Origin of the sequence: Priestia sp. JV24 (assembly GCF_025910025.1) — a bacterium.
In the GTDB taxonomy this organism is placed as follows: domain Bacteria; phylum Bacillota; class Bacilli; order Bacillales; family Bacillaceae_H; genus Priestia; species Priestia megaterium.
Genome location: NZ_JAPCIN010000043.1, coordinates 19514 through 45776, shown reverse-complemented (window position 1 = coordinate 45776; position 26263 = coordinate 19514). Strand labels below are relative to the sequence as shown.

Sequence of the window (26263 nt, the reverse complement as noted above, 5' to 3'; positions counted from 1 at the left end):
TGAAAGTGGAGTCAATGCATTACTACAATTATGTAGTAATTATAAAATCATAGAAGATATATTTTGCCACAAATATGACACACATCCTGCTATCAGCGTAATAAAAATAAGATGTAGAACCGAGACTGTCCATTCTTTTTTGCTCAGAGAAGCCCTGGTATGTGTACCTGTCAAAAGAAATTCAATACGAACATCTTTGAGATCATTATTTTGAAAATGAGCTATTGAGAAAGATAGAGGTGAAGAATATGTCATTAATTTATATAGAGCTGAAGCAACTGGTTTTAGCCCAACTTGTTCAATTGCAAAAGCATCTGCAGCTAATTCTTTTTGAGTGACATAGCGTTTCAATATTTTTTCAGTTATGGGCAAGAAAAAGAATAGGCGTGCTAAACATTTATATAATGACAATTTAAAAGGATCCTTATTTTTATAGTGACAATATTCATGTTCTAAAACAGCTTCTATCTCATCTGAATCTAACAATTGAAGGAGCCCTGTACTTATAATAATTTGAGGAAAAACAAACCCATAGGTAAAAGCTATAGGTCGTTTATCATTGATAATATGAATTTGTATTGAATATTTTTTTTGAAATGTTTCTATCTCTTGAGAAAAAAATCCTCTCACTTTATAAGGGATTAGGGTAGAAAGAAATTGTTTTGTCTTTTGAACAATTCCCACAAAATAAACGATAAATAATATACATAAGACCGCTAGTAAGATAACCAATACCTTGAATACTTGTTCCCACGAATGACTATTACAACACATAAGCATACCATCCCAAAAACTTTCCCCTTTATGGTGATAGGCGAAAAAACAGAGAGAAAAGGAACCTGTAATACTAACTAGAAATGCAATGTAAATGCTATACTGACGAGATAATTGCATCACGATTCTTCCCCATTCTCTAAATTTTGAATAAGTTGTTTCAATTTATTTAGCTGATCTGGATTATGGCCAACAGCATCGACAAACTGTGCAATAGCAACATCACCATAGTTTCCAAGAAGTTGTTCGACCTTCTTAGATGAAGTATGTTGAACAAGCTCATCCTGATTATAACGAGCTTTATATTGATATCCCTTTCCTACCTTATTACGTGTAAGAATTCTCTTTTTATCTAAACGATTCATAATCGTCATGATTGTGGTGTAAGCATACTCATTTTGTTTATTTAAATCTGCTAATACTTCCTGAACAGTTGCTTCTTTCTTAGACCAAAGAACTTTCATTACTTCTAATTCAAGAGGTCCTAAGATATTTGATAGTAATTCATTATGGTTTTCACTCATATGTTACTTTCACCGCCTTCAATTTACATATCTCTATGTTTTAAAGTATAAAAGAAACAAACTTAGATGTGAAACAACATTTCGAAGAGAAGGGATTAAGTTGACCAGAAAATTGCTTGTATATTGGTTGTTTTGTTAGAGTTTTTACCTCCGTGGTTTGGTGAAGAACAAATTTTAGACCCTCTAACGTTTTGATAGGATTCTATGGAGAAGAGTATCTACATAAAATATCGTGTTAAATGAACCAAATAGGGGGAAAAAGCATGATGGATGTAAATATGTTTCAAAATATGATGAAAATACTTCAAGACTGCGTGATAATGTGTGAACAAACAATAAATTTCTCTCTGCATAGTCCTGATGTACATGCCAGAGTTCAACAAATCCAATTACTTAGAGATTGTTGTGATATTTGTATATTATGTACGCAATTAGTATCGCGCAACAGCAAGTCTATGAGAAACGCTTGCAAATTCTGTGCTTATACTTGTAAGGCATGTGCCTATGAATGTTCAAGGTTTTCTGATCAACAATCACAGATGTGTGCTCAAATGTGTTTAGACTGTGCCAGAGAATGCCGTGTTATGGCAAGTGTCAGCTAAATAACCTCCCTATGAGATTTTATGAATATGTAAAAGATATAACAATATATCTTATTATGTTTAATAAACCGAATGTTAGTCTATTGTAATAGAGAGAACGCAAATTTAGAGGAGGAATTTTAACTTGTCACATGAAAACTATCAATTTGTTATTCAAACGTTACATGAATGTATGACTGCATGTAATCATTGTTATGATGCATGTTTAAAAGAAGAAAATGTAAATATGATGGTTGAATGTATTCGCCTTGACCGTGAGTGCGCAGATATTTGTGCGTATTTGGAACAAGCTTTAGGGAGAGGAACACCCTTTGTCTCTGAATTAGCTCAGGCATGCGCTCAAATTTGTGAAGCATGTGGAAACGTGTGTAAAAAACATGACCATGAACACTGTCAAAAGTGCGCAGATGCTTGTTTGAAATGCGCAGAAGAATGTAGGAAATTAGCATCTTAAAAAATTGCTACCTATAAAGGGAGAAATGGCAAATGGCTATTCCTCCTTTTATTTTTAAATTAAAAATATATAGGGTGAAAAGAATACCTCTGAAATCTATATGTTTCAGAGGTATTACCTACGTAATATATTTTAATTGCATTATTGAATAATCTCTAGGCTTGCTTTATTTAGCAGAAAGTTCATTTTCTGTAACCCATTTATGATTTGTTACCTTTTCTCCACCAGTAGTTGGTGTGTAATCAACCATATATACAGTAGTTTTTTCAGCTGAGTCAATTGTTGCTTTTGCGCCTTTCATACCTTCCATGTGATCTGCTTCTAGAGTAACTTCAGTTCCTGGCTTTAACGTTTTATCATCAGCGTCCTTAATTTCTTCTTGAATGACCCATTTATGATTTGCTACTTTTTCTCCACCAGTAGTTGGTGTATAAGAAACTGTATAAACTGTAGTATCATAAGCCCCAACAATTGTCGCTTTAGCACCGTTCATACCTTTCATGTGATCTGCTTTAATAGTTGCTTCGCTTCCCAACTTATATGTTGGGTTCTTCGCTTCTTGTAAACCTTCAGGAACCTCGCTTGAACCGGAATGATTCATCTTGGAGTGATCCATCTCTGATTGATTTGACTCCTTTTTATTACTTGATTGATCATCATTGCTGGAATTATTTCCACAACCACTCAGCCCTATAATTGTTGCTACTCCAAGAATAAAAAGTTGTTTTTTCATTTTCATCCCTCTTTCTGAGCAATAGAATTCGCTCTTTAATAAAACAATGGTATAAATGAGAAACTTTCCTATTACTTTATTTCTTTAGCATAAATAAATTTTGTGCAGTTTTTGTGCAGTTTTAGTGAGAATTAAATAATTTCACCTTATAGAATGACCTAATAATTTTAGAAACATAATAAAAGAACGATAATCTTAATATTTAAACCATGAAACTGTAGAGAAAGTTTGAAGATAATTAGATTATTCTGTTAGACTTCCTTTTTTCGTGAAAATTTGTTACCTTAGCTGTATAGAAAAAGAGTTTAGCTAAAGAAAAGCTAAACTCTTTTTGCTATTCTGTTTTCTTTTCAGTAAATTGGTGGTTTTTATAGTCCAATAGGATCTTTTGCTCTAAAGGAATGGGAGTGTTTATCTCTTTAATAAGCTTCCTTCCAGAGTCTTCGTCCATTTCTTTATACCAGATACCATCAGGATACAGAATTGTAATAGCTCCATTTTTACACTGACCGTTACATAACGTCTTAGTTGTATGAATAAATTTAGTACAACCACTTTTCTTTATCTCATCACGAATCGCTTCTGCGACTTGTTCTCCACCATTCTTGACGCAGCTTTTTCCATTACAGATTAACACATGTTTTTGTACTCCCTGCATATCCATCTCTATCGCACCCTAATGTTATAACTTTTTTCAATCGGCGTAGGATAAGAGATCGATTGATGATTTTGGTGTTCATTCTTTGGACTCTCATTGAAACTCGCCCAAATAGCATAAGCAGCTATAACAATAAGGAGATATAAAACAGCTGAAACAATCCATTTTTTCATTTCCTTACACTCCTTTATAATTTCACTCTTTGCAATCTTAGTGCATTCAGAACGACAGAAACAGAACTAAAGGCCATTGCTGCGCCTGCTAACCAAGGAGCTAATAAACCAATCGCAGCAATCGGTATACCTAGTGTGTTATACCCAAATGCCCAAAATAAATTTTGTTTAATATTTTGGATTGTCTTTTTACTCATAAAGATCGCATCAGCAATACTGTTTAAATCACCACGCATTAAGGTAATATCAGCAGCCTCCATCGCCACATCTGTACCGGTACCAATGGCCATTCCGATATCAGCTAATGCTAAAGCAGGTGCATCATTAATGCCGTCTCCAACCATCGCTACTTTTTTACCTTGATGTTGGAGTTTTTTCACTTCCTCAGCTTTTCCTTCAGGCAATACCTCAGCAATGACATGTTCAATACCTACTTGCTGAGCAATTGCTTGGGCAGTTTGCTTATTATCACCCGTAATCATAATGACTTCTAAACCCATCTCTTTTAATCGAGTGACAGCTTCTTTCGAAGTTTCTTTGATGGTATCAGCTACAGCAATTAATCCTGCGTATTGACCATTAATAGCAACCAGCATGGCTGTTTTTCCTTCACGTTCTAACTCAATCATTTTTTTTAAATCATTATCAATTTGGATATTATTCTGGTTCATTAATTTACGTGTTCCAACTAATAACTCTTTCTCATTTACAACAGCTTTAATCCCAAAACCAGGAATAGCTTCAAACGATGAAGGACTAACAAGCTTAATTCCTTTTACCTTTATGCCTTCAACAATTGCTTGAGCAAGAGGGTGCTCAGACTGTCGTTCAGCTGAACCTACTAACTCTAAAAACTCCTGATTTTCAATTCCACTTGATACAAATACGTCGGTCAATTCAGGAGTACCGTTTGTGACTGTACCTGTTTTATCTAAGATAATGGTATTGATTTTATGAGTAGTTTCTAAGTGTTCTCCACCTTTAAATAAAATACCAAACTCTGCTGCACGACCTGATCCTGCCATAATAGAAGTTGGAGTTGCTAACCCTAATGCACATGGACAAGCAATTACTAATACGGCAATTAATTTTTCTAGTGCTAAAGCAAAATCACCTGGTTGAACCCAGATATACCAAATTAAAAAGGTTACAATTGCAATACCAACTACAATTGGAACAAATATGCCGGAAATTTGGTCAGCTAATCGTTGAATAGGTGCTTTTGAACCCTGAGCTTCTTCCACTACTTTAATAATTTGTGCTAAAGCTGTGTCTCTTCCGACTTTTGTCGCTTTTACTTTTAAAAATCCATTTTTATTGATTGTTGCTCCAATGACTGCATCTCCAATGGTTTTGTCTACTGGAACACTTTCTCCTGTTAACATGGATTCATCTAAGGCTGATTGACCTTCTACAATTTCCCCATCCACAGGTACCTTTTCACCAGGTTTTACATAAACAATATCTCCTGATTGTACTTCTTCAATGGGAATCTCAACTTCCTCACCATTTCGTAAAACAGTTGCTGTTTTTGCCTGTAAACCCATAAGTTTTTTGATAGCCTCAGAAGAACGTCCCTTAGCATTTGCTTCAAATAATTTACCTAATATAATAAGTGTGAGTAATACGGCACTTGTTTCATAATATAGTTCAATCATAGGAGCGTTTGAGCCTATTGATTTAATTGAAACATATAAACTATAGAAATATGCTGCACTGGTTCCCAGGGCGACGAGAACATCCATATTTGCGCTTTTATTACGGAGTGCTTTGAAAGCACCTACGTAAAATTGTTTACCTACAATAAACTGTACTGGAGTTGCTAGAGTTAATTGAACCCATGGGTTCATTAACATGGCGGGTAGTGGAATAAACGAAGTAAATGAAAAGTGACTAACCATTGCCCATAACAGAGGGAAACTTAGAATAAGTGAAAACCAAAACTTCCCTTTTTGTTTTTCAATTTCTTTCTCTCGATGATTAAGATTTTCTTCTTTTTCTTCTGACTTTAATATAGCTCCATATCCCAGTTTTTCTACTCGCTGAATCATTTCTGTTGTGCTTACCTGGGAGGGGGTATATTCTACTGTTGCTGTTTCTAATGCGAAATTGACTGTGGCCTTTGAGACTCCCTCTAATTTATTCAAGCCTTTTTCAATTCGGTTTGCACAAGCTGCGCAAGTCATGCCTGTAATACTAAATTCATCTTTTTCATTTACAATGTCATAACCTAATTTTTGAATTTTTTGTTCAAAATCTTGAGTAGTTGTTTTTGATGGATCATAAACAATGGTTGATCTTTCTAATGCAAAATTTACGTTAGCATCCTGAACACCATCAATTTTCTTTAATCCTTTTTCGATACGGTTTGCACAAGCTGCACAGGTCATGCCACTAATTTGTAAAGTGGTTTCTTTTTGCTGTTCGCTCATTTTATAACCTCCTATTATACCCCTATTAGGTATATTCAATTCCTAAAGGAAGCGTGCGGAAGTATTCGCACGCTATTTTATTTAGGCTACTTCATAACCTTGGTCATCAATAGCTTCTTTAATTGATTCTAACGATACTTTGTTTTGATCAAATTCAACGGACACCTTTGCTTCATTTAGATTTACCTCTACATGTTGTACACCGTTAAGTTCACCAACACTTCCTTCAATAGATTTCACACAATGACCACAAGACATTCCTTTAACTGTTAACGTTACTTTTTCCATTCTTAACATCTCCTTTTTTATTTCATTAGTCGTTTAATTGTTGTCAATAATTCATCTACTACTTCTTTATCTCCTTCTTGAACACGCTCAACTATACAATGTTTAAGGTGTCCTTCAAGTAATATCTTACTTACACCGTTTAAAGCAGATTGTACGGCTGCAATTTGAGTAATTATATCGTCACAATAAGTATCTTTCTCAATTAATCCTTTAATCCCTCGAATTTGTCCTTCTATGCGATTCAATCTACTAGTTAGGTTTTTCTTCACTTCTGGAGAGTGATGACTTCTACGTTCATTATTTATAGAACAACAACTATCATTGTCAGTGATTTTTTCTAATTCATCCATTTAATTTCCTCCTTTCATAATTATATTATACGGTACCCCTGTACCCTATGCGAAGGGTTAAATGCCCTTTTTTAAAAAAAATTAATGAATACCCTTGCAATAAGCAAAAAAGATTGTGAGAGTTATTCTGTTAGACTAGGGAGCAATAATATTTTATTTGTTCGTTTTTTTACGCCTTACGGCATAAAGAATTAAAATCAACGCTAACCCTGCTAAAATTACTTTTCCTTCTAACGTTAAGTTCACCACTTGATATGTTGAATAGGATTCTAAGACTATGGCAGGGATTTTTCCTAATGTACTGGCTAAGAAAAATATTGAAAAGCTCATATTTCCAACAGCAGCAAGGAATGTAACCAATCCAGAAGGTGTAAAAGGTAATAAGCGCAGGCCTATAACTAGAGAAAAAGCATCTTTTCCTGTAGTTGATAAGAGTTTATCTAGTTTAGGTTGATTCTGCGTCTTGTTTCTTAAAACTGATTTAAATCCCTTTTTATATAACCAAAAAGATACACTTGTTCCTATAACTTCTCCTAAAAATGAAATGATAGTCCCTTCCCAAAAACCAAATATTTTCAAGTTTGCAGCTGTAAGAAATACACTAGGTACAATGCCTAAAATACTTATGACAATGTTAAGGGATAGACTAATTAATATGGCTATAAGTTCATTGGTAGATAACCACTCAACAACAACTTGCTTTAATTGCTGTCTACCCATTTATAGCCTAGCCCCCACACAGTTTGAAGGTGGTCATCTACAGGAAAGTTTGCTTTACGTAGTTTATCTCTTACATTTCGCACATGTGAATCAATTGTTCTTCCTTCAATTTCAGCATCGTATCCCCATACTGAGGTTAATAAATCTTCACGACTAAACACTCTATTTGGGTATTGTAAGAGCAATCCTACTAATTTAAATTCTTTTGGAGTCACTTGTATTTCCTGATCTTCATATTTTAACAGGTGATTTTCTCGACTCCATAATAATCCTTTATAGTTAATCTCCTCATTTTCTGTTGAAACTCTCCTTAATACTGCTCTAAGGCGAGCAATCAGTTCTCCTTCACTAAAGGGTTTAACGATATAATCATCAGCTCCTGTATTCAAACCCTTTATTATATCAATGGTTTGATTACGTGCGGTTAGCATTATTACTGGAATTTTGGAACTACTTCTAACTTCATGACATATCTCCCATCCATCTTTATCGGGCATCATAATATCCAAGAGCATTAAATCAGCTTCATTTCCTTCTTCTAGATAGTTTAATGCCTCAATACCAGAATCAAATTTAATACATATAAAACCATTTGGAGTAAGATAAAGTTCAAGTAGATCTAACATCCTTGATTCATCATCAACTAACAAAATAGTTGGCATTCTAAACATCCTCTCTTAACAAGATTTCAACCATAGTGCCTTTTCCTACCCCACTTTCTATTGTGACTGCGCCTCCATGAGATTCCACAATTTCTTTTACAATAGATAATCCTAAACCATAACCTCCACTTTTCCTTGAGCGCGATTTTTCTACTCTATACAATTTATCAAAGACATAAGGAAGATCGGTCGAAGGAATTCCTATTCCTTGATCTTTAAAGGTAATCGTAACTTTTTTAGGTAGTTCTCGCACTATTATTAAAATTTCGGTTCCATTGTCAGAATACTTCAATGCATTATCTAACAAGTTAACAACAACTTGCTGGAATCTTTCAGGGTCAATATTCACCTCAATTTCTTGTGGGCAATTTAAATGCAGTTGAATATCCTTTTCTTTTAAGACCAAATCAAAATGCTGAATTATATGATGTAAATAGGAATATAATTTGACATTCTGTTTTTGAATTAAAAATGTATGTTGATCAAGTTGAGCAAGTTGAAATAGATCTTTAACTAGTTGAGATAACCTTTGTGCCTCTTCTTCAATGATATTAAGGTATTTATTTCTTTCCACTTCACTGTTTGATTGGCGTTTAGCTACATCGGCATACCCTTTTAAGTACATAAGGGGGGTTTGTAGTTCATGTGATATGCTACTTAAAAATTCGTTACGTTCTTCCTTTAAACGATGTAGTTCATTAGCAAGGGTTTGAATAGATGTTCCTAACTGGCCCAATTCATCTCTTGAATGTGCACCCAGCTTTACAGAAAAATCTCCTTGACTAAGCTTTTGAGTTGCTTGTTTCATTCTTATAAGAGGGAGTGTTATAAATTTAGAAAGCGCAAAAACAGTGATAATTGAAAATAACACTGAAATAACTCCAACTATATAAAAATGGTGTTGAAGCCTAGCTATCATGTCTTGTATATCTTTAGTATTTTCAAACATGTACACAGTTCCGGCGTTTTTTTGGTTTAGTCTAATGGGAGAGGCAGTCGCAATATAGGGTTTGTTTTTCCAATCCCCTTGCATAATTTCCCCTTTATACCTAAGAGAATAGCCTTGCCATTGTTCTACAGCTTCTCTAGCTCCTTTTACTAAAGGACTAGAAGTCCGTACAATCTTTCCATCTTCATCTGTAATAATTACATCTGTCTCTGCCTCTGATTCCATCAAAGCGACATGGCTTAGGGTAGCAGAATCATGGTGTTTCTCTAATACCTCACGATGACTGTTCCCTCGTAGTCTTAAACTTTCTAATTCCTCTGAAATTCTCGTGCCAGCTAGCCCAGTATATAGATAAAAAAATAAGCCAACCTCAATCAATAGAATGAAAGCTAAAAACAATAAGCCAAGTTTTAATGAGAGTCTATTCATGTTTTCACGTCCTTTAACTTAGCCTTCAACAAATTTTAGAAAAAATATGTGAAGAAAGTGTGCAGATTGGGTAATAATTCAAAATTATCTTTAGACAAATTTCGTAAGCCATTAATTATTTACAGTATCTGCAAACATTCTGCACAATTATAAATTACATTGTAGACATATTTAAATTAATATGGGGGTGCTGTAGTGAAAAAGTTATGTCTTACTTTAATTTTAGTATTGTTAGTTGTGACTGGAGTTGCTTGCTCTAATAGTGAAGACAGTATGAAAGGGCATGATATGTCTGACATGGATAATACAAACAAGGGAGAACAAAGTAAAAAAGAAAAATTCCCTTCTACTCGAACAACACAAGTAAAGATAGGAAAGGAATTCACTCTAACTGCTAAAGAAGCTACACATGATTTTAGGAATGGAACGAAATTACCTGTTTGGACATATGATGGTTCTGTCCCTGGATCCCAAATTCGAGTCAAACAAGGAGATAAGGTTAAAATCAACTTAAAAAATGAATTATCTGAACCTGTAACAATCCACTGGCATGGACTTCCTGTTCCAAATAGTCAAGATGGGATTCCTGGAGTCACTATGAATGCTGTACAGCCAGGTAAAACATTCACTTATGAATTTACAGCTTCTGTTCCGGGAACATATTGGTATCATTCACATCAGGATAGCGTCAATCAAATAGACAAAGGTTTATATGGAACGCTGATTATAGAAGGAAAAAATGAAGAAAAAGTAGATAAAGATTATACACTTGTTTTAGATGAATGGATTTCGTCTGGTGAGAGTAGCATGGAAGGTATGGACCATGGATCCATGACAAGTGAAGAAAATAAGAATGATACAGATAACTCAACCGAAAGCATGGATGGAATGAATATGAATATGGATATGCAAGATGATATGAGTATGTATGATCTTTATACCATTAATGGAAAAAGTGAAAATAATATGGAAACCCTAAAAGTTACTGAAGGAGATACAGTAAAAATTCGCTTAGTCAATGCAGGATATATCTCTCATAAGATACACCTACATGGATATGAATTTAAAATTCTCTCAACAGATGGGCAACCAATCAATAATCCTGCTACTATAAAAGATCAAACGGTGACAGTTTCTCCAGGTGAACGATACGATTTAGTATTCAAAGCTAATAACCCTGGTACATCATATATTGAATCTCATGATGATACCGATGCTGCTAAAAATATGGTTGCTAAAATCGTTTATGATAACTCAAAGAAAGATAATGATAAACTAAATCCAGAAGAATCTTTACCAAATGTAGATATCACTAAATATGGTAAAACTACAAAAAGTGAATTTTCTCTTGATAGTAAATATGATGTTGAATATAAAATGAATCTTGGTACAGCCATGAAAGATAATAGCATGGTTTATACGATTAACAATAGAACCTATCCTAATACTGAACCTTTAAATGTAAAAGAAGGTGATTTAGTTAAAGTAACGTTGAAAAACACATCTAAATCAGCTGATCATCCAATGCATTTACATGGACATTTCTTTCAAGTGTTGAGTAAAAACGGAAAGACAATAGAAGGTTCACCACTAATGAAAGATACACTAAATGTTAAACCAGGTGAAGAATACGTTGTAGCATTCAAGGCTGACAATCCTGGAAACTGGATGTTTCACTGTCATGATTTACATCATGCTTCTGCTGGAATGGTTACAGAAGTAAAATACAAGAATTTTAAACCTTCTTTCACACCAGCTCCGAATGCAAACAATAAACCTGAATAGAATAAAGCCCTAGGTATCAATTATTACCTAGGGCTTGCATTCTTTATCCTTGATCCTAAGCTATTTATTCTTATAAAGATTGTAAAGTAAACAAGTCCTTGTCTCCAAGGACTTGTTTTTTGTTTGGGTTAGTAAGTTTCTGCTATGTGAACTATTCTTTCATTAATATATTTAGGGAATCGTTTTTTCATTATATTTATTGTAATTTTCTTCAATTGTATCAACCGAAGAACGTTTGAAACAGAAGGAACACATTCAATACAATAATTAACGCTGCTACACCCCATGCAAAAATGGTTGTAATACGACGGTTAACCAAACTGCCCATCAAACGACGATTGCTGGTAAACATAATCAAAGGAATTAATGCGAATGCAATCCCAAATGACAGTACAACCTGACTCATGACTAGTGCATGGGTTGGATTGACGCCTAGAGCAATGATAGCAAGTGGTGGCATCATCGTAATAAATCTTCTAAGATATAGAGGGATTCGTCTATTAATAAATCCTTGCATAATAATATCACCAGACATTGTACCTACCGATGAACTGGATAAACCAGAAGCAAGGAGACTAATCCCGAAGAGAATGGCTGAAGCAGGACCAACTAAATGATCGAACTGCTCGAAAGCAACATCTAAGTCTTGAACATTTAAGCCATTTTTAAAGAACAATGCAGCAGATACAATCAACATACTAGCATTAATGGCTCCTGCAATGAACATGGCAATTAAGATATCGATAAATTCAAAGCGAAAGATTTTCCGTCGATCTTCCTCCGTCTTTCCCACTATTCTACGTTGCGTTAGTGCAGAATGAAGGTAAATTGCATGTGGCATTACTGTTGCACCAAGAATACCTGCTGCAAGTAAAATACTATCTACCCCCTTAAATTGAGGCACAAAAAAACCGTTTAATATCGGACTAATTTCTGGTTTGGCAAAAAAGACTTGGGTAATGAATGCTAGCACAACAATGAAAAGTAGACCCGCAATCCCTGCTTCAAGAGAACGGAACCCTCGGCGTTGGAGTTCAAGGATCGCAAAAGAGCCTACCGCAGCAATTAATGCAGCAGGAAGTAAAGGAATATCGAAGAGTAAGTATAACCCTAAAGACGCACCAATAAACTCTGCGAGATCTGTAGCCATGACGACCAGCTCAGCTTGAATCCATAGACCAGTTGAAACTGGTTTAGGAAATTGCTCACGAGCAACTTCAGGCAGGTTTTTACCCGTTGCAATTCCTAATTTTGCTGACATGGATTGAATTAAAATAGCCATTAAATTAGAAAAAAGTACTACCCATAGGAGTAGGTATCCATATTTTGAACCTCCAGCGATATTTGTTGCAAAGTTTCCTGGATCAATGTAAGCAATGGCTGCAATAAATGCAGGACCTAGAAAAGGTAATAATCTTTTAATTCCATAAGTTTTACCTCTTAGAGCAGCCTGTGCAGATTGAATGGTTGAGGACTGTTCTTTTACAACGCCATCCTTACTCATAAATATATCCTCCTAAATATTAAAATCCTTTATTTTTACCATGTACACATATGTTTCCTTAAACCAAATTTAAATGCAAAAAAATGCACAGTTCAAATAATTTTGCCCACACGCAAATTATATTCTCTAAACCACATTCTATGCAATACTTATTTTATTCAAACATTTTGAAGAATGTGCCATTGAAATGTGATGTACTCAATCAAAAATAATCACTAAATCGCACCAGGAAGTTATTATTGCATATTTTGGTTAAATGTGTATTCAATGCGTTCATCTGTATAATCGAGAAAAAATAACCTCATTATAATCCTTGATCCTGAAGAGTTCTTTTTTGCATGGGTTATGTAAAGGTTCCTTATGCAAAATAAGAATAAATATGATATACAGCAGCAAACAGAAAAGACCTACTCGTAGTAAAGGTGTTTTTTCTTCGATTACAGTATGAGAGAATATAAGAGTTGATACATGCCTCAATGCATCTTTTTTAATTTCCCAAAGTATTAGGGGTTATTCATGCTTGCAAGTAAACAAAAAAAGTCAAATATTATAATTAGATTCTTTTTTTAGAAAAATTGAATAACTAGGAGTTTATTTTATCTCCTTTATAATTAAGCTGTTTACAGTATGAACTGAGCTAAACTAGCTAAATATAGAGGGTCACTATCAGCTCTTTTTTTGTTTTTCATAAAATTAATTTCAGTATTATCCAAATAAAAAATAGACAATCTTCAAAATATCTATTTGCTATATCGGATAGTATATAATGAGTTGGTAGAGCGTTTTTAAAAACAAGATTTAGTGTTATGAGCTTTTTCAGTGGCTCCTATATCAGACCCAATTTTGTGCGCATCACTATAAGAATACCCACCGATTGCCGTCTGAATCTGTCACTCAAACTTTATCTTGAACATTATAACCACAGATTGTATCCATTTGCTCGCGAGCAAATAAACCTTCTTTTTCTATTTGTAAAATGTGCTGTTTTCTTGTATGCTTGTTCCTTTCTAAATAATAGATGAAGCACATTTTATTATGGTAAGAAAATTTATTTTTTCCTGAGTATTTATAGAAAGGAAGACTGTTTAATGAATTGGGACAATCGAAAAAGTCTATGTCGAGAGTTTGCTAGAATTCTAGTTGAATAAGGTAGTTTAGATAAAGATGGTGTTTGTTTAGTACAAAAATCCCTCCTTATCATTCTAATATCTACTTGAGTATAATATACTCCATTCTATTTTTTATTCAAATATTTACTTGAATGAGCAAGATAAAAATAAGACATTTATCAAAATGTGTTATTTTTTTTTGCTACCATTATTACTGACTGGTTTGTTATAAATGGAATTAGTAAGAAAAATCAGGTAAATCGTAAATTATCTTGACATAAGATAGCTACAGGGATACACTTTATTCAGATATTATTGATAAGGATTATCATTTTCAACATACATACTTTGGAGGAAAACACATTGGTAAAGAAAATTTTTAATCTTAAAACCGTTCTTATTGCTATTTCATTACTAATATTAATTGGTGTTGTAGTTTGGCAGGGAGTTAACTATCAGGGAAATCCTGATCCTACTGCAAAAGATTTAACACCAGGTGCTGCTATATTAAATACAGCTATCCTTGTTTTTCGTGAGGGGCTAGAGGCTATTTTGGTATTATCAGCGATCATCTCTGGTTTAGTACGTAAAAAACAAGATAATTATTGGAAACCAATTTCTGCAGGAGCAGGAGTTTCCTTTATAGCTACACTTGCTACATGGTTTATTGTTGTAGGCATTATTTCTTCTGTTAGTGCATCTGAGCTTGATATTCAAGCTTTCACAGGAATTCTAGCTGTAGTTGTTTTACTAATTATCATGAACTGGTTCTTTCATAAGATCTATTGGACTGGTTGGATTCAACTTCATAATCGTAAAAAACAACAGTTAACAGGAAAGAAAACAGAAAGTGAAGCTGTTGAAAAAAGTGCATTCTGGTCTCTTTTCCTACTTGGTCTTACATCCGTATATCGAGAAGGTTTTGAAGTTGTTCTTTTCCTTCAAAATTTACGATTAAAAGTAGGTTCTGATATCGTTCTACAAGGAACATTGATTGGGTTAGCGTTAACTTTAGTAGTGGGTGTTCTTACGTTCTTAGCTCAACGTCGCTTACCTCATAAAAAAATGTTGGTATTTACAGGTGCTCTTTTAGTAGTAGTTCTAGCTGTAATGGTAGGAGAAACAGTACAAGAGATGCAATTTGCAGGATGGATGAGCACAACTACAATTAATGTTCATTTTCCTGATTGGGCAGGCGTTTGGTTCTGCATATTCCCTACTGTAGAGACATTATCTTTCCAAGCTTTAGCTGTTATTTATGTAGTAGGCTCTTATTTTGCTGCTCGTTATGTAACGAAGAGAAAGGCAATGAAGAAGAAAATGGCTCAAACAGCCTAATAGTTAATAAATATAGAAAAAGAGCAAACCTTAAGGTTTGCTCTTTCTTTATAGACAAATATAAGATTGCTCTCGAATAATAAAACATACAGGCTTTTTATTACGATTTTACTTAATTAAAGTCGTATTAGATTTGCTGTTATTTTTCTTTTCTACAGCACAACATTTGAGAGAACAAAATTTACTTGTTGCTCTTACGGGTTTATACTCTTTTCCACAAATCACACAATTTTTAACGGGATGTTTAATATAAGCTTTTCCCTTACATAATTGAGAGCAATATTTTGCATTTTTGTTATAGCTTTTGAACTCTAGATGACATACTTCACATATGAATTTAGGCAAACTTTAATCACTCCTAGATACTCTTATACACTCATATTTTATCATTGCTATTTTGTAATTCAAACGCATGCAGAATTTGGAGAGAATTATTCCTAGAATGTCTGTTTTGTTAAGTAAATCGTAAAGTAGTTCATAAAAATAATTAGTTTAACTATTTAAACTTAGTGATGACAAATTGGTTATTTCACTTCTTTTAATATATCAATCTATCTTATATTTACCTTTTAAGACATTAGTGTATTCGTAACAACCAAATATAAAATTCACAAATATTTAATGTTGATGTATTTTTAATAATGTAATTTTTATTAAAAATAAAAAATAAATGTATTTTATATATAGGAGTAAATGAATAAAGTCACTTATAAAAATAATAGTTTCAATATTTACTCTTAATGACGACAAATAGACAATTTTTCTACAATATAGGTAATAGATAAAATAACTTTTAATAAAATATGTTGGGTATTACTTATATGTATAACATTAATTTTGTCATTACTTAATATATAAAATTAATGTTATACCTCCTTTGCACAGACAGGTATTTTCTATTTATGCAACATTCACTGTTTTCACTCTGACGTTTACTAGTATAAAAGGTGTATCTTAAGTTACACAAATAGAAATTTATCTTTTATTCTTTACCTTAATCACTTTTTAATAAAAATAATTTTCCGAATTAATTTGAACCAGTTGGTTAAAAAGGTTAAATTATTCATATTTATCTTATCTACTAAAAATTAAGCCGTACATAATAAGATAGAAGAAACTCGTCATAAAATAAGCATGTATCTTAAATAGTAAGATACATGCTTATTTAACAAAGGTCGAGTCAGTTATTAATCTTTCCAGTTCTATAACTTGATATACATTATAGTAAGGGATTTTGCAGCGAATGACTCATTATCTAGCTTGAACAGAGTTCATTTCGCTACAACGCGAATCGCAGCATTTATCTTACTGATAACCCTTTAAACCATCAGAAATCCTTTAACTCAATTGCGGCAGCCAATGGTTTTAAAGTCTCAGGAAGTAATGGAAATGGATCAGCACCGGCTCCTTCTACTGGAACTGTTCTAAAGAAAGGTAGTCACGGTAGTGCTGTTCAAGAACTTCAACGTAAATTAACAGCTCTTGGTTACAATACAAAAGGAATAGACGGCGTTTTTGATTCAAACACAGAAAAGGCAGTTCGCCAATTTCAAAAAGCGCTCGGTTTAGTAATAGATGGTATAGTTGGTCCTGCAACGAAAAAAGCGCTCGGTTTATAGAATAAAGATGTCAATACCGTTAATTAACAGTTAGATTAAAGATCATTTAACATAATGTTGTTCAGTAGCAAAAAAACTCTCAAATTCTTTGTGTAACCTGGGGGTTTTTTATTTATTAGTTAATTATTTCTCTCTAATTGAATGGAGGATAGAAAAAGATGTGAGGGGGGTGCCCTCACATCTTTTTATGGCTGTGGTTGAGTTGATACCTGTTCTTCACTTTGTTCTAAATTATAGCCTTTTTGCTCATACTCTTGCGCTTTTTCTTGCTTTTCTTGTTCTAGAATTCTTATTTCTTCTTCTAAAAAGCCAGGTTCCCTCGCTAACTTTTCATCATCTACATAGTTGAATTCTGAACGCTTCGGTTGCTCAAACCCTTCTAAGTCGTAAAAACGAAGCAAGTCACCGTAAACAAGCTTATCAGATAAAGAAAGCTTTTTCTGAGCTACTTCCTCTGCTTTCTTAACAGCCTCTGTACTTTCAATTCTTTCCCCTGCTTCATTGCTATAGACTTTTCCATCCACTTGAGTAAATTCAGGTGTTACAAAGCTTCCATCGCGGAATGGCACAAGTTCTTTATGCTCTTTTGATAAAAGATCTGTACCCAATTGGACTTGTTTTTTTGTATCGATACCAAGTAAATGCATAAGCGTTGAACGAATGTCAACTTGTCCCCCATACGTCTCCTTAACGCCACCTTCCAGACCTGGTGCATGGATAAATAATGGAACACGTTGTAATTGTGCTTGCTCAAAATCTGTAATTTCTTTACCCATAATTTTACTCATTGCTTTTTTGCGGTTTTCAGAATTACCATAATGGTCACCATATATCACGATAATGGAATTGTCATAAAGTCCTTCTTTCTTTAAATCATTGAAGAATTGTTCAAGTGCTTCATCTGTATAACGCGCTGTTTGGAAATATTGGTCAACAGTTGTGTCACCTGTTTCAGCTGGTGCAATGGTCTGTTCCTCCTCATTAAGCGGATAAGGGAAATGATTTGACAACGTAATGAATTTTGAATAGAACGGCTGCTTTAAGCTTTTCAAATATGGTATCGATTCTTTAAAGAATGGTTTATCTTCTAAACCGTAGTTAATCACGTTCTCATCTACCATATTATAGTAACTTTCATCAAAGAAATGATCATACCCAAATGCTTTATAATTTTCTTCACGATTCCAGAATGTTTTATTGTTACCGTGGAAAACAGCTGAATCCTTATAACCATTTTCTTTCAAAATTTGTGGAGCAGCTTGGTATGTGTTCTCAGCTTTTGTAGAGAATACAGATCCTTGTGGTAATGGATACAATCCATTTTCTACTAAAAATTCTGAATCAGACGTTTTTCCTTGTCCTGTCTGATGAAAAATATTATTAAAGTATAAAGTGTTATCATCTTTGGCTAAGCTATTTAAAAACGGCGTCACTTCCTGGCCGTTCAGTTTATAATCAATTAAAAAGTTTTGAAACGATTCAACGGAAACATAAATAACATTTTTCCCTTTTGCAACACCAAAATATTTATCATTTGGCTCTGCATAAGATGCCTTTGTGAAATTTTCTATTTCCGTAATATCGTTGCTATCAGCTAATGCTCTTTGTGCTGAAGACTTTGTACTCTGAATGGCGTCATAAATTGTGTAATTGTAGGCACCTAAATATTTAACAAGATAGTTACGATCAAAAGCGCGTGTTAAAAGCTGTGGACGATCTGATTCAGCAAGAGCTAAGTTTCCTGCAAAAAATATAATCGCTGCTGTGAAAACAGCCACCATACCACGCCAACTAAGTTTCTCAGAATGCGGTGTCACAATTTTAAATAATACAAGTGCGATTAAAATGATTGTATCTGTAAAGTACAAAATATCGGTTGGTTGCATTAAAGCTTTTGCACTGCCACCGAGTTGTCCAAAGTTCTGAGTTTGTGTGAGTACCGGCAGTGTGATGAAGTCATTGAAGAAACGGTAGAACACAACATTTGCAAATAAAAGAAATGTCAAAACAAAGTTAATGATAATTAAGGCTCGGTACTGTGCTTTCCCTTTAAAAAAGAAAGCAAAAGCTAAAAAGAATAAAGCTGAGCTAATCGGGTTAATAAATAAAAGAAATTCTTGTATTGAATTATTAACACCAAGGTCAAACTCCAATCGATAAGCCGTATAGGTCTTTAACCAAAAAAGAACCGCAATAAATAGGAAAAGCCCTAAATGCGTGTTTAAAATTTGGTGGCTTTTCCTTAAGAAGAATCTCATACTTTCACCTCTCTACATTTTGAACAAACTTTGGTTTTCCATACTGATCATGCCCCTTTTTTAAAATAATAGTATCAGCATGTCCAAGATTCGAAGATTAATTGCAATTACCTTGAAATTTTTGCACCAGAATCTTCAAGGGTGACTTTCCTATAAGGGAAAACTCCCCTTTTTTTATTACTATAAAAGTAATTTAGTCTAGGGTTAAGTAGCTTTTTATTTTTAGGAATCTTATGGAATTTTACAACTAAACTCATCTTTAAATATACCATATTTAAATAAAAAATAGATGATCTTCAAATTATCGTCAATTTATTGCCTTATGTATAGAAGTTAAATGGGATGAATTATGCTTATTTAAAGATGTATAATGTATACTATGTTTATCATAAAAAATAAAAAACTTTCCCCTTAAAGGGTGATTGCTTTCATTTTATGTATAAGTATTTAATAATGTTTAGTAAATGGAGTGTTAGCGTGTTTTTAACTATACTTAGAAATTCTTTAATATTAGCTGTTGGTTATTACTTGTCAATTGTTTTTTTGCCTGAAATTATGAATGTAAACCAAACTATTTCAAAATATGTGTTTGTTATACCGGCTGGAATATGGCTTATTTTATCAAAAAATAAATGGTGGGTTAATATTGTTTCTATACTTTTAGGTCTAGGCATTGCGCTACCTATCGTAACTGCTTTATCAAATGTATAAAACCATAATTTTTATACAAAAATATTAAGATATGGAGAATGCGGAATGAAGAGGAGTATCATACAATAAATGATTTTGTATCCAAAAGAGAAGGTATTTACCATTCTCTTTTTCTATTTAATTGTGTTAAAAACCAGTTTATCCATGTTTTAATAACTAACCGTACATGAGAGGAGGGAGACAAATGGGCGCAAATTTATCCTTTCAGTTAGCCAATCAAAAATGGTTAGAGATTAGACGAGGAGCTAATGGCATGGTGGAAATTAAAGTTTGTCCAGATGCCGTCTTAGAGCCAGCTGACTCTTTCTGCCATATAACTGAAAAGGAATTTATTGAGATCGTCATGAAAGGACTTGGAGAGCGCTTAAAAGTAAATAATGAAATTGAATAACTTGATTCTTTGGCTATAACAAGATATCTGTTAATGGAGAAAATGTTGAGGAGCTTATCGAAGGTTTTTACTGAGTCTATAGCAGAAATAGCAACTAAATAAATATTTAAAGTTATATTTTTTATTATAAGCTTACCATGATAACTAAAACTGATATTAGACATCAAAAAAGCCAACTATGATAAAAAATCTACTCATAAATACTCATTTGAGTATAGACAGATTCATAATAGTGTTTTTTACACAAAATACTATTAATTTTTATAATAAGAAAATATAGGGATTAGCAAACAGCCAAGGGCTATTCTAAGAAACCCTTGGTTTTTTTATTTCACTCAATTTTATATAATAATGATATATAAGAATTGTTGCTTTCCCTTAGTGTTGTAAGTTTTAAAAAAAGAATTTATGCGATAGAGAATCTACTGGTTTCCAAAGAGAGTAATTTAAACTAAAGATAGAAAACGCTTTATGTCCTAAATAAACAGTTTATAACAAGACTAATTTCTTTAAACTTTTAAACAATAGTCAGATTTTTTTAAATAAAGGAGTAGATATATAAGTGATACACAAGAAAATAAAGTTGAATCATTTCTATAATTTGATCTAGATGAAAAAACTCTTTACAGTGTTTCTCAGACTTTTAAAGCATTATCTGATCCGACACAGATTTGGATTTTACACTTATTATCTAGAGTTAACGAAATTTCACATGAGCTTCCTCTGATGCAATTTACTGTATCTCACCAGTTACGATTTTTAAAATCCTTACAACTTATCAATTTTAGAAGACGAGGGGTTAATTCCCATTATTCATATGATGATATGCATGTTATTTATTTGCTTAACCAGGCTATAGAACATGCGAACCATAAACAAAAATATATTCACTTAGATTTCCTCTATCTCAAACATTAATAACAATAAGGAGAAAGTAACAATTGCTTCTTTAAATTGTTAGTTATATTTCTCTACTTCAGAAACTATTAATAGAGAGGATTTTCCAATATTTACGAATAGGATCTTACCTATTAAGATTTTAAGACAAGAAGCCATGATTTTTTAAGGTAGCAAACAGGACAACTGCCCCAAGTGCTATAATTGGTAATGAAGCCTTCAAAAATCCTGACTTGGATAAATCCACCGATTTATGATTTTTAAACGAGTTATCCTCATTCAAATTCGTTTTTATTCCTAACTCTCTTTTCCCTTTTTTGTTACCCATTTACATCCGTCTCCTTTCATTACCTATATCATTTCAATATATATATGTTTCTGTCGAAATCTCTTAACTAAATTTCTTCTTGTTATCAGTATAACTATCATTAATATTTAATTACTGGTGTTTCACCATTTTAACTTTTCGTAAGCCAAACCACCACAAATACATCATAAATGGAACCATTAAAATCATCCAGTTGCTAATATTTTTTAAAATATAATCATACGTCCCATGTAAAAAAAAAGGAATTAACAATGAATATAAAATCCACTTTCTTCTTTCTTTTCTCCTTGAAAACTTTCCTTTCCCCAAATAATAGCCCATAATAACTCCAAATAATGCATTGCTTGATACGGGAAGTATAGCTCTGCCGATGGCTGTGTGAAGCCCGTTTGCTAACAAATAAAAAATATTCTCTAGGGTTGCAAAGCCTAGTGAAATTGCTACTCCGTATACAATTCCATCATAATGTTCATCAAATTCTACATGTTTATAAACTGTGAAAAATAAAATGAACCATTTGAAAAACTCTTCTAATAAACCAGCTAACAAAAAGGTTTGTTTAAATGGAGATGTCCATATATTCTCTTCTGTCAAAGTATGCTGAATAAACATAATTGGAAGTACTAACAAGGCACCAAAAATAAAAATTTTTAATACCAATAAAATTGGTTCTGTATCGTACTCATCTTTTAAATAAAAGTAGCTCATAAGTGCGAGACCGGGAGCAATACCGGCGGAGATAATTTCCAACATATCTGAGCCTCGTTTCTTGTATTTATCTGATCGTAACATGTTATCGTTTGAAAACAATTAATTAATTTTGAACATATTTTGAACTTACTGAATGAATTTGTAATGTCTTCCTAAAAATACAAAATCTATTAGTGGTAATTGACTATAGATGATTGCAGATAACATAGGGAATTATAAGGTAGCAGAGTGAAAACTACCTCATGGTCGGCAGATTAATATACAATTAATACAATTTATTTTATTAAACTATTCTATCTTATTTTTTAAAAATATTAACGGTTAGTTCCCTTTATTTATTGACTGCAACAAAATGTTCATTTTCAAGAGAGATAGTGTTATTAATTTCTTTCGTAATTTAAAAAGGGGATTTTTAGGAATGTAATTGATGATAAAATAACGGTAGGTAACTCATCTTTTGTTAGTAACATTTTTCATTTTGATAAACCTTCCTTGTAAATGATTGTGAATTTTTAAAAGGAAGTATAGTGATGTCCTTCAGTAAACTTTGATTCTATCATAGTGGTTTAATCTTGATAAAAGAAGTTCGAAAGAATTATTCAAGAGGAGAGGGTAAGATATGGATAAGAAGAGGCGTTTAGTTATAAGAATTGCTATTTTACTTGTATTATTTGGAGCTCTAGGATATACGTTTTATCTAAACTTTTTTATTAATAAAGAAAAAGTAAAAGTAGGTTCAGTTGCACCTGATTTTGCTTTGATAGATTTACAGGGGAAAAGGCATCAACTTTCAGATTATAGAGGTAAGGGGGTTTTTGTAAACTTCTGGGGAACCTGGTGCAAACCTTGTGAAAAAGAAATGCCCTTTATGAATACGTTGTATCCAGAGTATAAGAAAAAGGGAGTAGAGATTCTTGCTGTAGATGTTGGTGAGACAAATATAGCAGTCAAAACTTTCATCGAAAGATATAATTTAAAATTTCCTGTTATAATTGATAAACAGAGTGAAGTGGTAGATGCCTATGGAGTAGATCCTCTCCCTGCTACATACCTAATAGATAAAAACGGTAAAGTAAAAAAGATTTTCATAGGCGGTATGACTAAGAAAGATATTAAACAGAGTTTAGAACTTATTGTTCCATAAGGGCAATATATAATTAAAATGAATAAATAGGAAATGTTATCCACAAAAGAAGTATAACATATACTTCTTTTGTTTTTGATTTTATAGAAAAGAGGTTCATTAGAAGGGAGTTATGAAAATGAAGATGAATTCACTAGTAATTTCTCTATTATTGCTATTATGGACTGTAATTCTTTATATAGAAAAACAATTTATTTTCTTATTGATGTTATGGATAGGGTATATAATTATATTTTTTTATAAATTATAGCTGGAAAAGTAATACATATTATTAAAATTTAAATTAGTTTTAATGAAAATAGATTACTTTAAAATCTATCAACAAATAATGCTAACATTTGAAATATGAATCCCCAAATCATGAGCCCTAAGCCTATTATCGTTTTCTTTTTAGTTTTTAACGGATTAATTGCATTTCCTTTTAAATTCTTTAACTTCTCAGTATCTGTAAAAGGAAAAGCAATGTCCCATGTAATAAAACAAATACCCACAATATCAAGTCCTAGGCCAAGTACTTGTAAACCTATAATACTAAATAATAAATTAATCAAAGTCATACCATTTAGTACCTCCTATAATTAATTGAAATAATATACCATAAATATTAATTACTTACTCTAGTTGCATTCCTTCTATAGAAAAAACTTGAGTCTATATCTATATTTTAGGTTATGTATAAAAACCAAATAAATTTTTTAAAGTTGATTTTGTAATAAATAACCTCTCCCACTTCCTACAGTGTTTAAAAACAAATAGCTTAAATACAACATTTTCCAATTGGGATTAATAACAAAAGCAATTGTAGACAAAGATATTTCAATTTAAAAATAAATCCAGTTAAAATATTTTTTGGGAATTATTCAATTTTGAAAAAATTATCTAAAATAACGCCCTTATAGGAAATGATAAAATGATTTCCTTAATAAATTTATGAATGTCCGTATATAGAAAATCCCTTTCCTATGTATTAATAATGAAATTGTAAATTGGATCTATTCTATGCTTGGTTAAATCTTCGTCTAAAATCACTGAATATAGGTTAATAAGTAGCAAGATAAATAAGTATAGGATTGAAATCAGGATTATTAATGGTTTTTCTAATTCATATTATCTTTTAGTGTTTTATTAAATATCCAAATTATAAAAACATTAAAAAATTAACAATCATATATGTATGAGAACATTTATACACCTGCTTAAAGTAATCATTGTTTCCCATCAATAATATCATGCTCATGGAGATATAGAGAAGTAATCACATTTAGTATATATAGTTTCGTATCCGTCAAAGAATTTTAGCATTAACAGTAAATTATAATTTTTTAAAAGTAGAATAATATCTCTCTAATTCACCATTCTAAGTAGTAGAGGATGGTGAGCTAAATGGATTTATTGAAAGAATTAACCGAAGCAAATGGTGCACCTGGTTTTGAAAAACCGATTAGAGAGATAATGAAACGCGAAATCGAAAAAACAGGTACAAAAACTGTATATGATCGTCTTGGAAGTATATTTGGAGAGAAATGTGGATCTGAAAACGGTCCTAAAATTCTGCTTGCAGGTCATATGGACGAAGTAGCCTTTATGGTAAGTGAAATTACAAAAGACGGTTATCTTCGGTTTGTTCCTCTTGGCGGTTGGTGGGATCAAGTCTTGCTAGCACAGAGAGTAAAGGTAATAACAAAAGATAAAACATTTACTGGAGTAATTGGATCTAAACCTCCACATATTTTACAGGCTGAGGAACTTAAAAAAGTCTATCCTATGAGAGAAATGTTTATTGATATTGGAGCAAATGACAAAGATCAGGTAAAACAATGGGGCATTAAAGTGGGTGATCCTATTATTCCTATTTGTCCATTTGAATTACTTCCTGACAATGACACTATTCTTGCTAAAGCACTTGATAATCGGGCTGGTTGCTATTTAGCTCTTGAGGTGCTTAAACAGATCAGTGAAGTAAATCATTCAAATACCGTTTATTGTGGTGCTACAGTTCAAGAAGAAGTTGGTCTAAGAGGAGCTACTACTGCACCTTATATAATGGAGCCAGATCTTTCTATTGCAGTAGATGTGGGAATAGCACAGGATGGACCAAGTGATAATTCAAATAAAGCAAAGTTAGGAAGTGGCCCATTAATTACATTTCTTGATTCCTCACTGATTCCACATACATCTTTGAGAGATTTAGTTATAGAAATTGCAGAAAAAAATAGTATACCATATCAGGTAGATATAATGCTTGGTGGCGGAACAGATGCAGGGAGATTTCATTTATTTAAAAAAGGCGTACCTACTATAGTGATAGGAGTTGCAGCTCGTTATATTCACAGTCATGTATCAATGGTAAGCAAAAAAGATTTAGAAAACAGTGCAAAATTGTTAACAGAACTAATTAAAGAACTCGATGCTAATAGATTTAACCAGCTCTTTAATTAAACTATAGAATAAAGAAAAAGAATACAGTGTTCTAAAAAGAACATTGTATTCTTTTTTTACTCTATAGAGAATCAAGTATTGCATTAATAATTGAGTAAATGAGTTTGCAAAAGTATTAAATAATTTTTGTTAGAATTATCCTAAAATTATAGTGAATTTCACCTCATCTATGTAAATAATAAGGTGAAATTCACTTTTACAAATAACTAAAATTGTAACAAAACATCAATAAACTCTTTTAGCATTTTATCGATATATTATCAATTTTTTATAATATATCT

Annotated in this window: 24 protein-coding genes and 1 pseudogene; 9 read left to right on the top strand and 16 right to left on the bottom strand. The window is 32.5% G+C overall.

Annotated features, from left to right (window positions below):
* Window positions 1-39 precede the first annotated feature (39 nt).
* On the bottom strand, window positions 40-894 hold the full coding sequence (locus tag OK414_RS28505) for a M56 family metallopeptidase (protein WP_234943569.1): 855 nt from the start codon (window positions 892-894) through the stop codon (window positions 40-42).
* Entirely contained in the window at window positions 894-1298 is a 405-nt protein-coding gene (locus OK414_RS28500) for a BlaI/MecI/CopY family transcriptional regulator (protein WP_205663181.1), read from the bottom strand. Before OK414_RS28500 ends, OK414_RS28505 begins: the two co-directional genes overlap by 1 nt.
* A gap of 726 nt (window positions 1299-2024) precedes the next feature.
* Here OK414_RS28500 and OK414_RS28495 point away from each other — a divergent pair.
* Window positions 2025-2354, top strand: a complete 330-nt coding sequence (locus OK414_RS28495) for a four-helix bundle copper-binding protein (protein ID WP_205663179.1) — start codon at window positions 2025-2027, stop codon at window positions 2352-2354.
* A gap of 166 nt (window positions 2355-2520) precedes the next feature.
* Here the strand turns inward: OK414_RS28495 and OK414_RS28490 are convergent, their stop codons facing one another.
* The 9 genes from OK414_RS28490 to OK414_RS28450 form a co-directional block, all read right to left on the bottom strand.
* Window positions 2521-3087 (bottom strand): YdhK family protein, encoded by a 567-nt coding sequence (locus OK414_RS28490; protein ID WP_205663178.1) that lies wholly within the window; start codon window positions 3085-3087, stop codon window positions 2521-2523.
* Window positions 3088-3421: 334 nt separating this feature from the next.
* On the bottom strand, window positions 3422-3751 hold the full coding sequence (locus tag OK414_RS28485) for a (2Fe-2S) ferredoxin domain-containing protein (protein WP_205663176.1): 330 nt from the start codon (window positions 3749-3751) through the stop codon (window positions 3422-3424).
* Between the two features lie 2 nt (window positions 3752-3753).
* Window positions 3754-3918 carry a hypothetical protein gene (locus OK414_RS28480; protein ID WP_205663174.1) on the bottom strand — a complete coding sequence of 55 codons (165 nt, stop codon included), beginning with the start codon at window positions 3916-3918 and terminating at the stop codon, window positions 3754-3756.
* Window positions 3919-3932: 14 nt separating this feature from the next.
* Window positions 3933-6350: a heavy metal translocating P-type ATPase gene (locus OK414_RS28475; protein WP_205663173.1), complete on the bottom strand. Its 2418-nt coding sequence runs from the start codon at window positions 6348-6350 to the stop codon at window positions 3933-3935.
* A gap of 81 nt (window positions 6351-6431) precedes the next feature.
* Complete coding sequence (gene copZ / locus OK414_RS28470) at window positions 6432-6638, bottom strand: copper chaperone CopZ (protein WP_264363562.1); 207 nt, start codon at window positions 6636-6638, stop codon at window positions 6432-6434.
* A 17-nt stretch (window positions 6639-6655) separates the two neighbouring features.
* A complete protein-coding gene (locus OK414_RS28465; protein ID WP_234943559.1) occupies window positions 6656-6988 on the bottom strand; it encodes a metal-sensitive transcriptional regulator in 333 nt (110 codons plus the stop codon).
* A gap of 153 nt (window positions 6989-7141) precedes the next feature.
* Window positions 7142-7708, bottom strand: coding sequence for a TVP38/TMEM64 family protein (locus tag OK414_RS28460; RefSeq protein ID WP_205663169.1), 567 nt, complete (start codon window positions 7706-7708; stop codon window positions 7142-7144).
* Complete coding sequence (locus OK414_RS28455) at window positions 7690-8370, bottom strand: response regulator transcription factor (RefSeq protein ID WP_205663168.1); 681 nt, start codon at window positions 8368-8370, stop codon at window positions 7690-7692. Before OK414_RS28455 ends, OK414_RS28460 begins: the two co-directional genes overlap by 19 nt.
* Window position 8371: 1 nt before the next feature.
* Window positions 8372-9748: a sensor histidine kinase gene (locus OK414_RS28450; RefSeq protein WP_205663167.1), complete on the bottom strand. Its 1377-nt coding sequence runs from the start codon at window positions 9746-9748 to the stop codon at window positions 8372-8374.
* Between the two features lie 195 nt (window positions 9749-9943).
* On the opposite strand from OK414_RS28450, the gene OK414_RS28445 reads away from it, so the two are divergent.
* Window positions 9944-11533 (top strand): multicopper oxidase family protein, encoded by a 1590-nt coding sequence (locus OK414_RS28445; RefSeq protein ID WP_205663165.1) that lies wholly within the window; start codon window positions 9944-9946, stop codon window positions 11531-11533.
* 220 nt (window positions 11534-11753) lie between these two features.
* Here OK414_RS28445 and OK414_RS28440 read toward each other — a convergent pair whose 3' ends face one another.
* On the bottom strand, window positions 11754-13037 hold the full coding sequence (locus OK414_RS28440) for an Nramp family divalent metal transporter (RefSeq protein ID WP_205663164.1): 1284 nt from the start codon (window positions 13035-13037) through the stop codon (window positions 11754-11756).
* Window positions 13038-14509: 1472 nt separating this feature from the next.
* On the opposite strand from OK414_RS28440, the gene OK414_RS28430 reads away from it, so the two are divergent.
* Complete coding sequence (locus OK414_RS28430; RefSeq protein WP_205663162.1) at window positions 14510-15484, top strand: FTR1 family iron permease; 975 nt, start codon at window positions 14510-14512, stop codon at window positions 15482-15484.
* A 1298-nt stretch (window positions 15485-16782) separates the two neighbouring features.
* Entirely contained in the window at window positions 16783-17103 is a 321-nt protein-coding gene (locus OK414_RS28425) for a peptidoglycan-binding domain-containing protein (RefSeq protein ID WP_205663310.1), read from the top strand.
* Window positions 17104-17288: 185 nt separating this feature from the next.
* Here the strand turns inward: OK414_RS28425 and OK414_RS28420 are convergent, their stop codons facing one another.
* Complete coding sequence (locus tag OK414_RS28420; RefSeq protein ID WP_205663160.1) at window positions 17289-19361, bottom strand: LTA synthase family protein; 2073 nt, start codon at window positions 19359-19361, stop codon at window positions 17289-17291.
* Between the two features lie 477 nt (window positions 19362-19838).
* Between OK414_RS28420 and OK414_RS28415 the strand changes: the two genes are divergently transcribed.
* The 3 genes and pseudogenes from OK414_RS28415 to OK414_RS28405 all read left to right on the top strand — a co-directional run.
* A complete protein-coding gene (locus tag OK414_RS28415; protein ID WP_264363561.1) occupies window positions 19839-20072 on the top strand; it encodes a hypothetical protein in 234 nt (77 codons plus the stop codon).
* Window positions 20073-20256: 184 nt separating this feature from the next.
* The gene (locus tag OK414_RS28410; protein WP_205663156.1) at window positions 20257-20463 is read left to right on the top strand and encodes a hypothetical protein; all 207 of its coding nucleotides are present in this window, start codon (window positions 20257-20259) and stop codon (window positions 20461-20463) included.
* 603 nt (window positions 20464-21066) lie between these two features.
* Window positions 21067-21381: pseudogene (locus OK414_RS28405) on the top strand (ArsR/SmtB family transcription factor); the annotation flags it as partial.
* Window positions 21382-21502: 121 nt separating this feature from the next.
* On the opposite strand, the gene OK414_RS28400 reads toward OK414_RS28405, so the two are convergent.
* Entirely contained in the window at window positions 21503-21688 is a 186-nt protein-coding gene (locus OK414_RS28400) for a hypothetical protein (protein WP_205663155.1), read from the bottom strand.
* A gap of 111 nt (window positions 21689-21799) precedes the next feature.
* Window positions 21800-22441, bottom strand: a complete 642-nt coding sequence (gene prsW / locus OK414_RS28395) for a glutamic-type intramembrane protease PrsW (protein WP_205663154.1) — start codon at window positions 22439-22441, stop codon at window positions 21800-21802.
* Window positions 22442-23018: 577 nt separating this feature from the next.
* Between prsW and resA the strand changes: the two genes are divergently transcribed.
* Window positions 23019-23543 carry a thiol-disulfide oxidoreductase ResA gene (gene resA, locus OK414_RS28390; RefSeq protein WP_205663153.1) on the top strand — a complete coding sequence of 175 codons (525 nt, stop codon included), beginning with the start codon at window positions 23019-23021 and terminating at the stop codon, window positions 23541-23543.
* 308 nt (window positions 23544-23851) lie between these two features.
* Here resA and OK414_RS28385 read toward each other — a convergent pair whose 3' ends face one another.
* Window positions 23852-24100, bottom strand: a complete 249-nt coding sequence (locus OK414_RS28385; RefSeq protein WP_205663152.1) for a hypothetical protein — start codon at window positions 24098-24100, stop codon at window positions 23852-23854.
* A gap of 826 nt (window positions 24101-24926) precedes the next feature.
* Here OK414_RS28385 and OK414_RS28380 point away from each other — a divergent pair.
* The gene (locus OK414_RS28380; protein WP_205663151.1) at window positions 24927-25982 is read left to right on the top strand and encodes a M42 family metallopeptidase; all 1056 of its coding nucleotides are present in this window, start codon (window positions 24927-24929) and stop codon (window positions 25980-25982) included.
* Window positions 25983-26263: the final 281 nt, after the last annotated feature.

Coding starts and splice junctions, on each gene's coding strand:
- OK414_RS28490 (WP_205663178.1), bottom strand. CDS start 3,087: ATGAAAAAACAACTTTTTATTCTTGGAGTAGCAACAATTATAGGGCTG.
- OK414_RS28380 (WP_205663151.1), top strand. CDS start 24,927: ATGGATTTATTGAAAGAATTAACCGAAGCAAATGGTGCACCTGGTTTT.
- OK414_RS28420 (WP_205663160.1), bottom strand. CDS start 19,361: ATGAGATTCTTCTTAAGGAAAAGCCACCAAATTTTAAACACGCATTTA.
- copZ (WP_264363562.1), bottom strand. CDS start 6,638: ATGGAAAAAGTAACGTTAACAGTTAAAGGAATGTCTTGTGGTCATTGT.
- OK414_RS28480 (WP_205663174.1), bottom strand. CDS start 3,918: ATGAAAAAATGGATTGTTTCAGCTGTTTTATATCTCCTTATTGTTATA.
- OK414_RS28410 (WP_205663156.1), top strand. CDS start 20,257: ATGGGCGCAAATTTATCCTTTCAGTTAGCCAATCAAAAATGGTTAGAG.
- OK414_RS28400 (WP_205663155.1), bottom strand. CDS start 21,688: ATGGGTAACAAAAAAGGGAAAAGAGAGTTAGGAATAAAAACGAATTTG.
- OK414_RS28485 (WP_205663176.1), bottom strand. CDS start 3,751: ATGGATATGCAGGGAGTACAAAAACATGTGTTAATCTGTAATGGAAAA.
- OK414_RS28460 (WP_205663169.1), bottom strand. CDS start 7,708: ATGGGTAGACAGCAATTAAAGCAAGTTGTTGTTGAGTGGTTATCTACC.
- OK414_RS28385 (WP_205663152.1), bottom strand. CDS start 24,100: ATGACTTTGATTAATTTATTATTTAGTATTATAGGTTTACAAGTACTT.
- resA (WP_205663153.1), top strand. CDS start 23,019: ATGGATAAGAAGAGGCGTTTAGTTATAAGAATTGCTATTTTACTTGTA.
- OK414_RS28455 (WP_205663168.1), bottom strand. CDS start 8,370: ATGCCAACTATTTTGTTAGTTGATGATGAATCAAGGATGTTAGATCTA.
- OK414_RS28500 (WP_205663181.1), bottom strand. CDS start 1,298: ATGAGTGAAAACCATAATGAATTACTATCAAATATCTTAGGACCTCTT.
- OK414_RS28450 (WP_205663167.1), bottom strand. CDS start 9,748: ATGAATAGACTCTCATTAAAACTTGGCTTATTGTTTTTAGCTTTCATT.
- OK414_RS28465 (WP_234943559.1), bottom strand. CDS start 6,988: ATGGATGAATTAGAAAAAATCACTGACAATGATAGTTGTTGTTCTATA.
- OK414_RS28475 (WP_205663173.1), bottom strand. CDS start 6,350: ATGAGCGAACAGCAAAAAGAAACCACTTTACAAATTAGTGGCATGACC.
- OK414_RS28440 (WP_205663164.1), bottom strand. CDS start 13,037: ATGAGTAAGGATGGCGTTGTAAAAGAACAGTCCTCAACCATTCAATCT.
- prsW (WP_205663154.1), bottom strand. CDS start 22,441: ATGTTGGAAATTATCTCCGCCGGTATTGCTCCCGGTCTCGCACTTATG.
- OK414_RS28505 (WP_234943569.1), bottom strand. CDS start 894: ATGCAATTATCTCGTCAGTATAGCATTTACATTGCATTTCTAGTTAGT.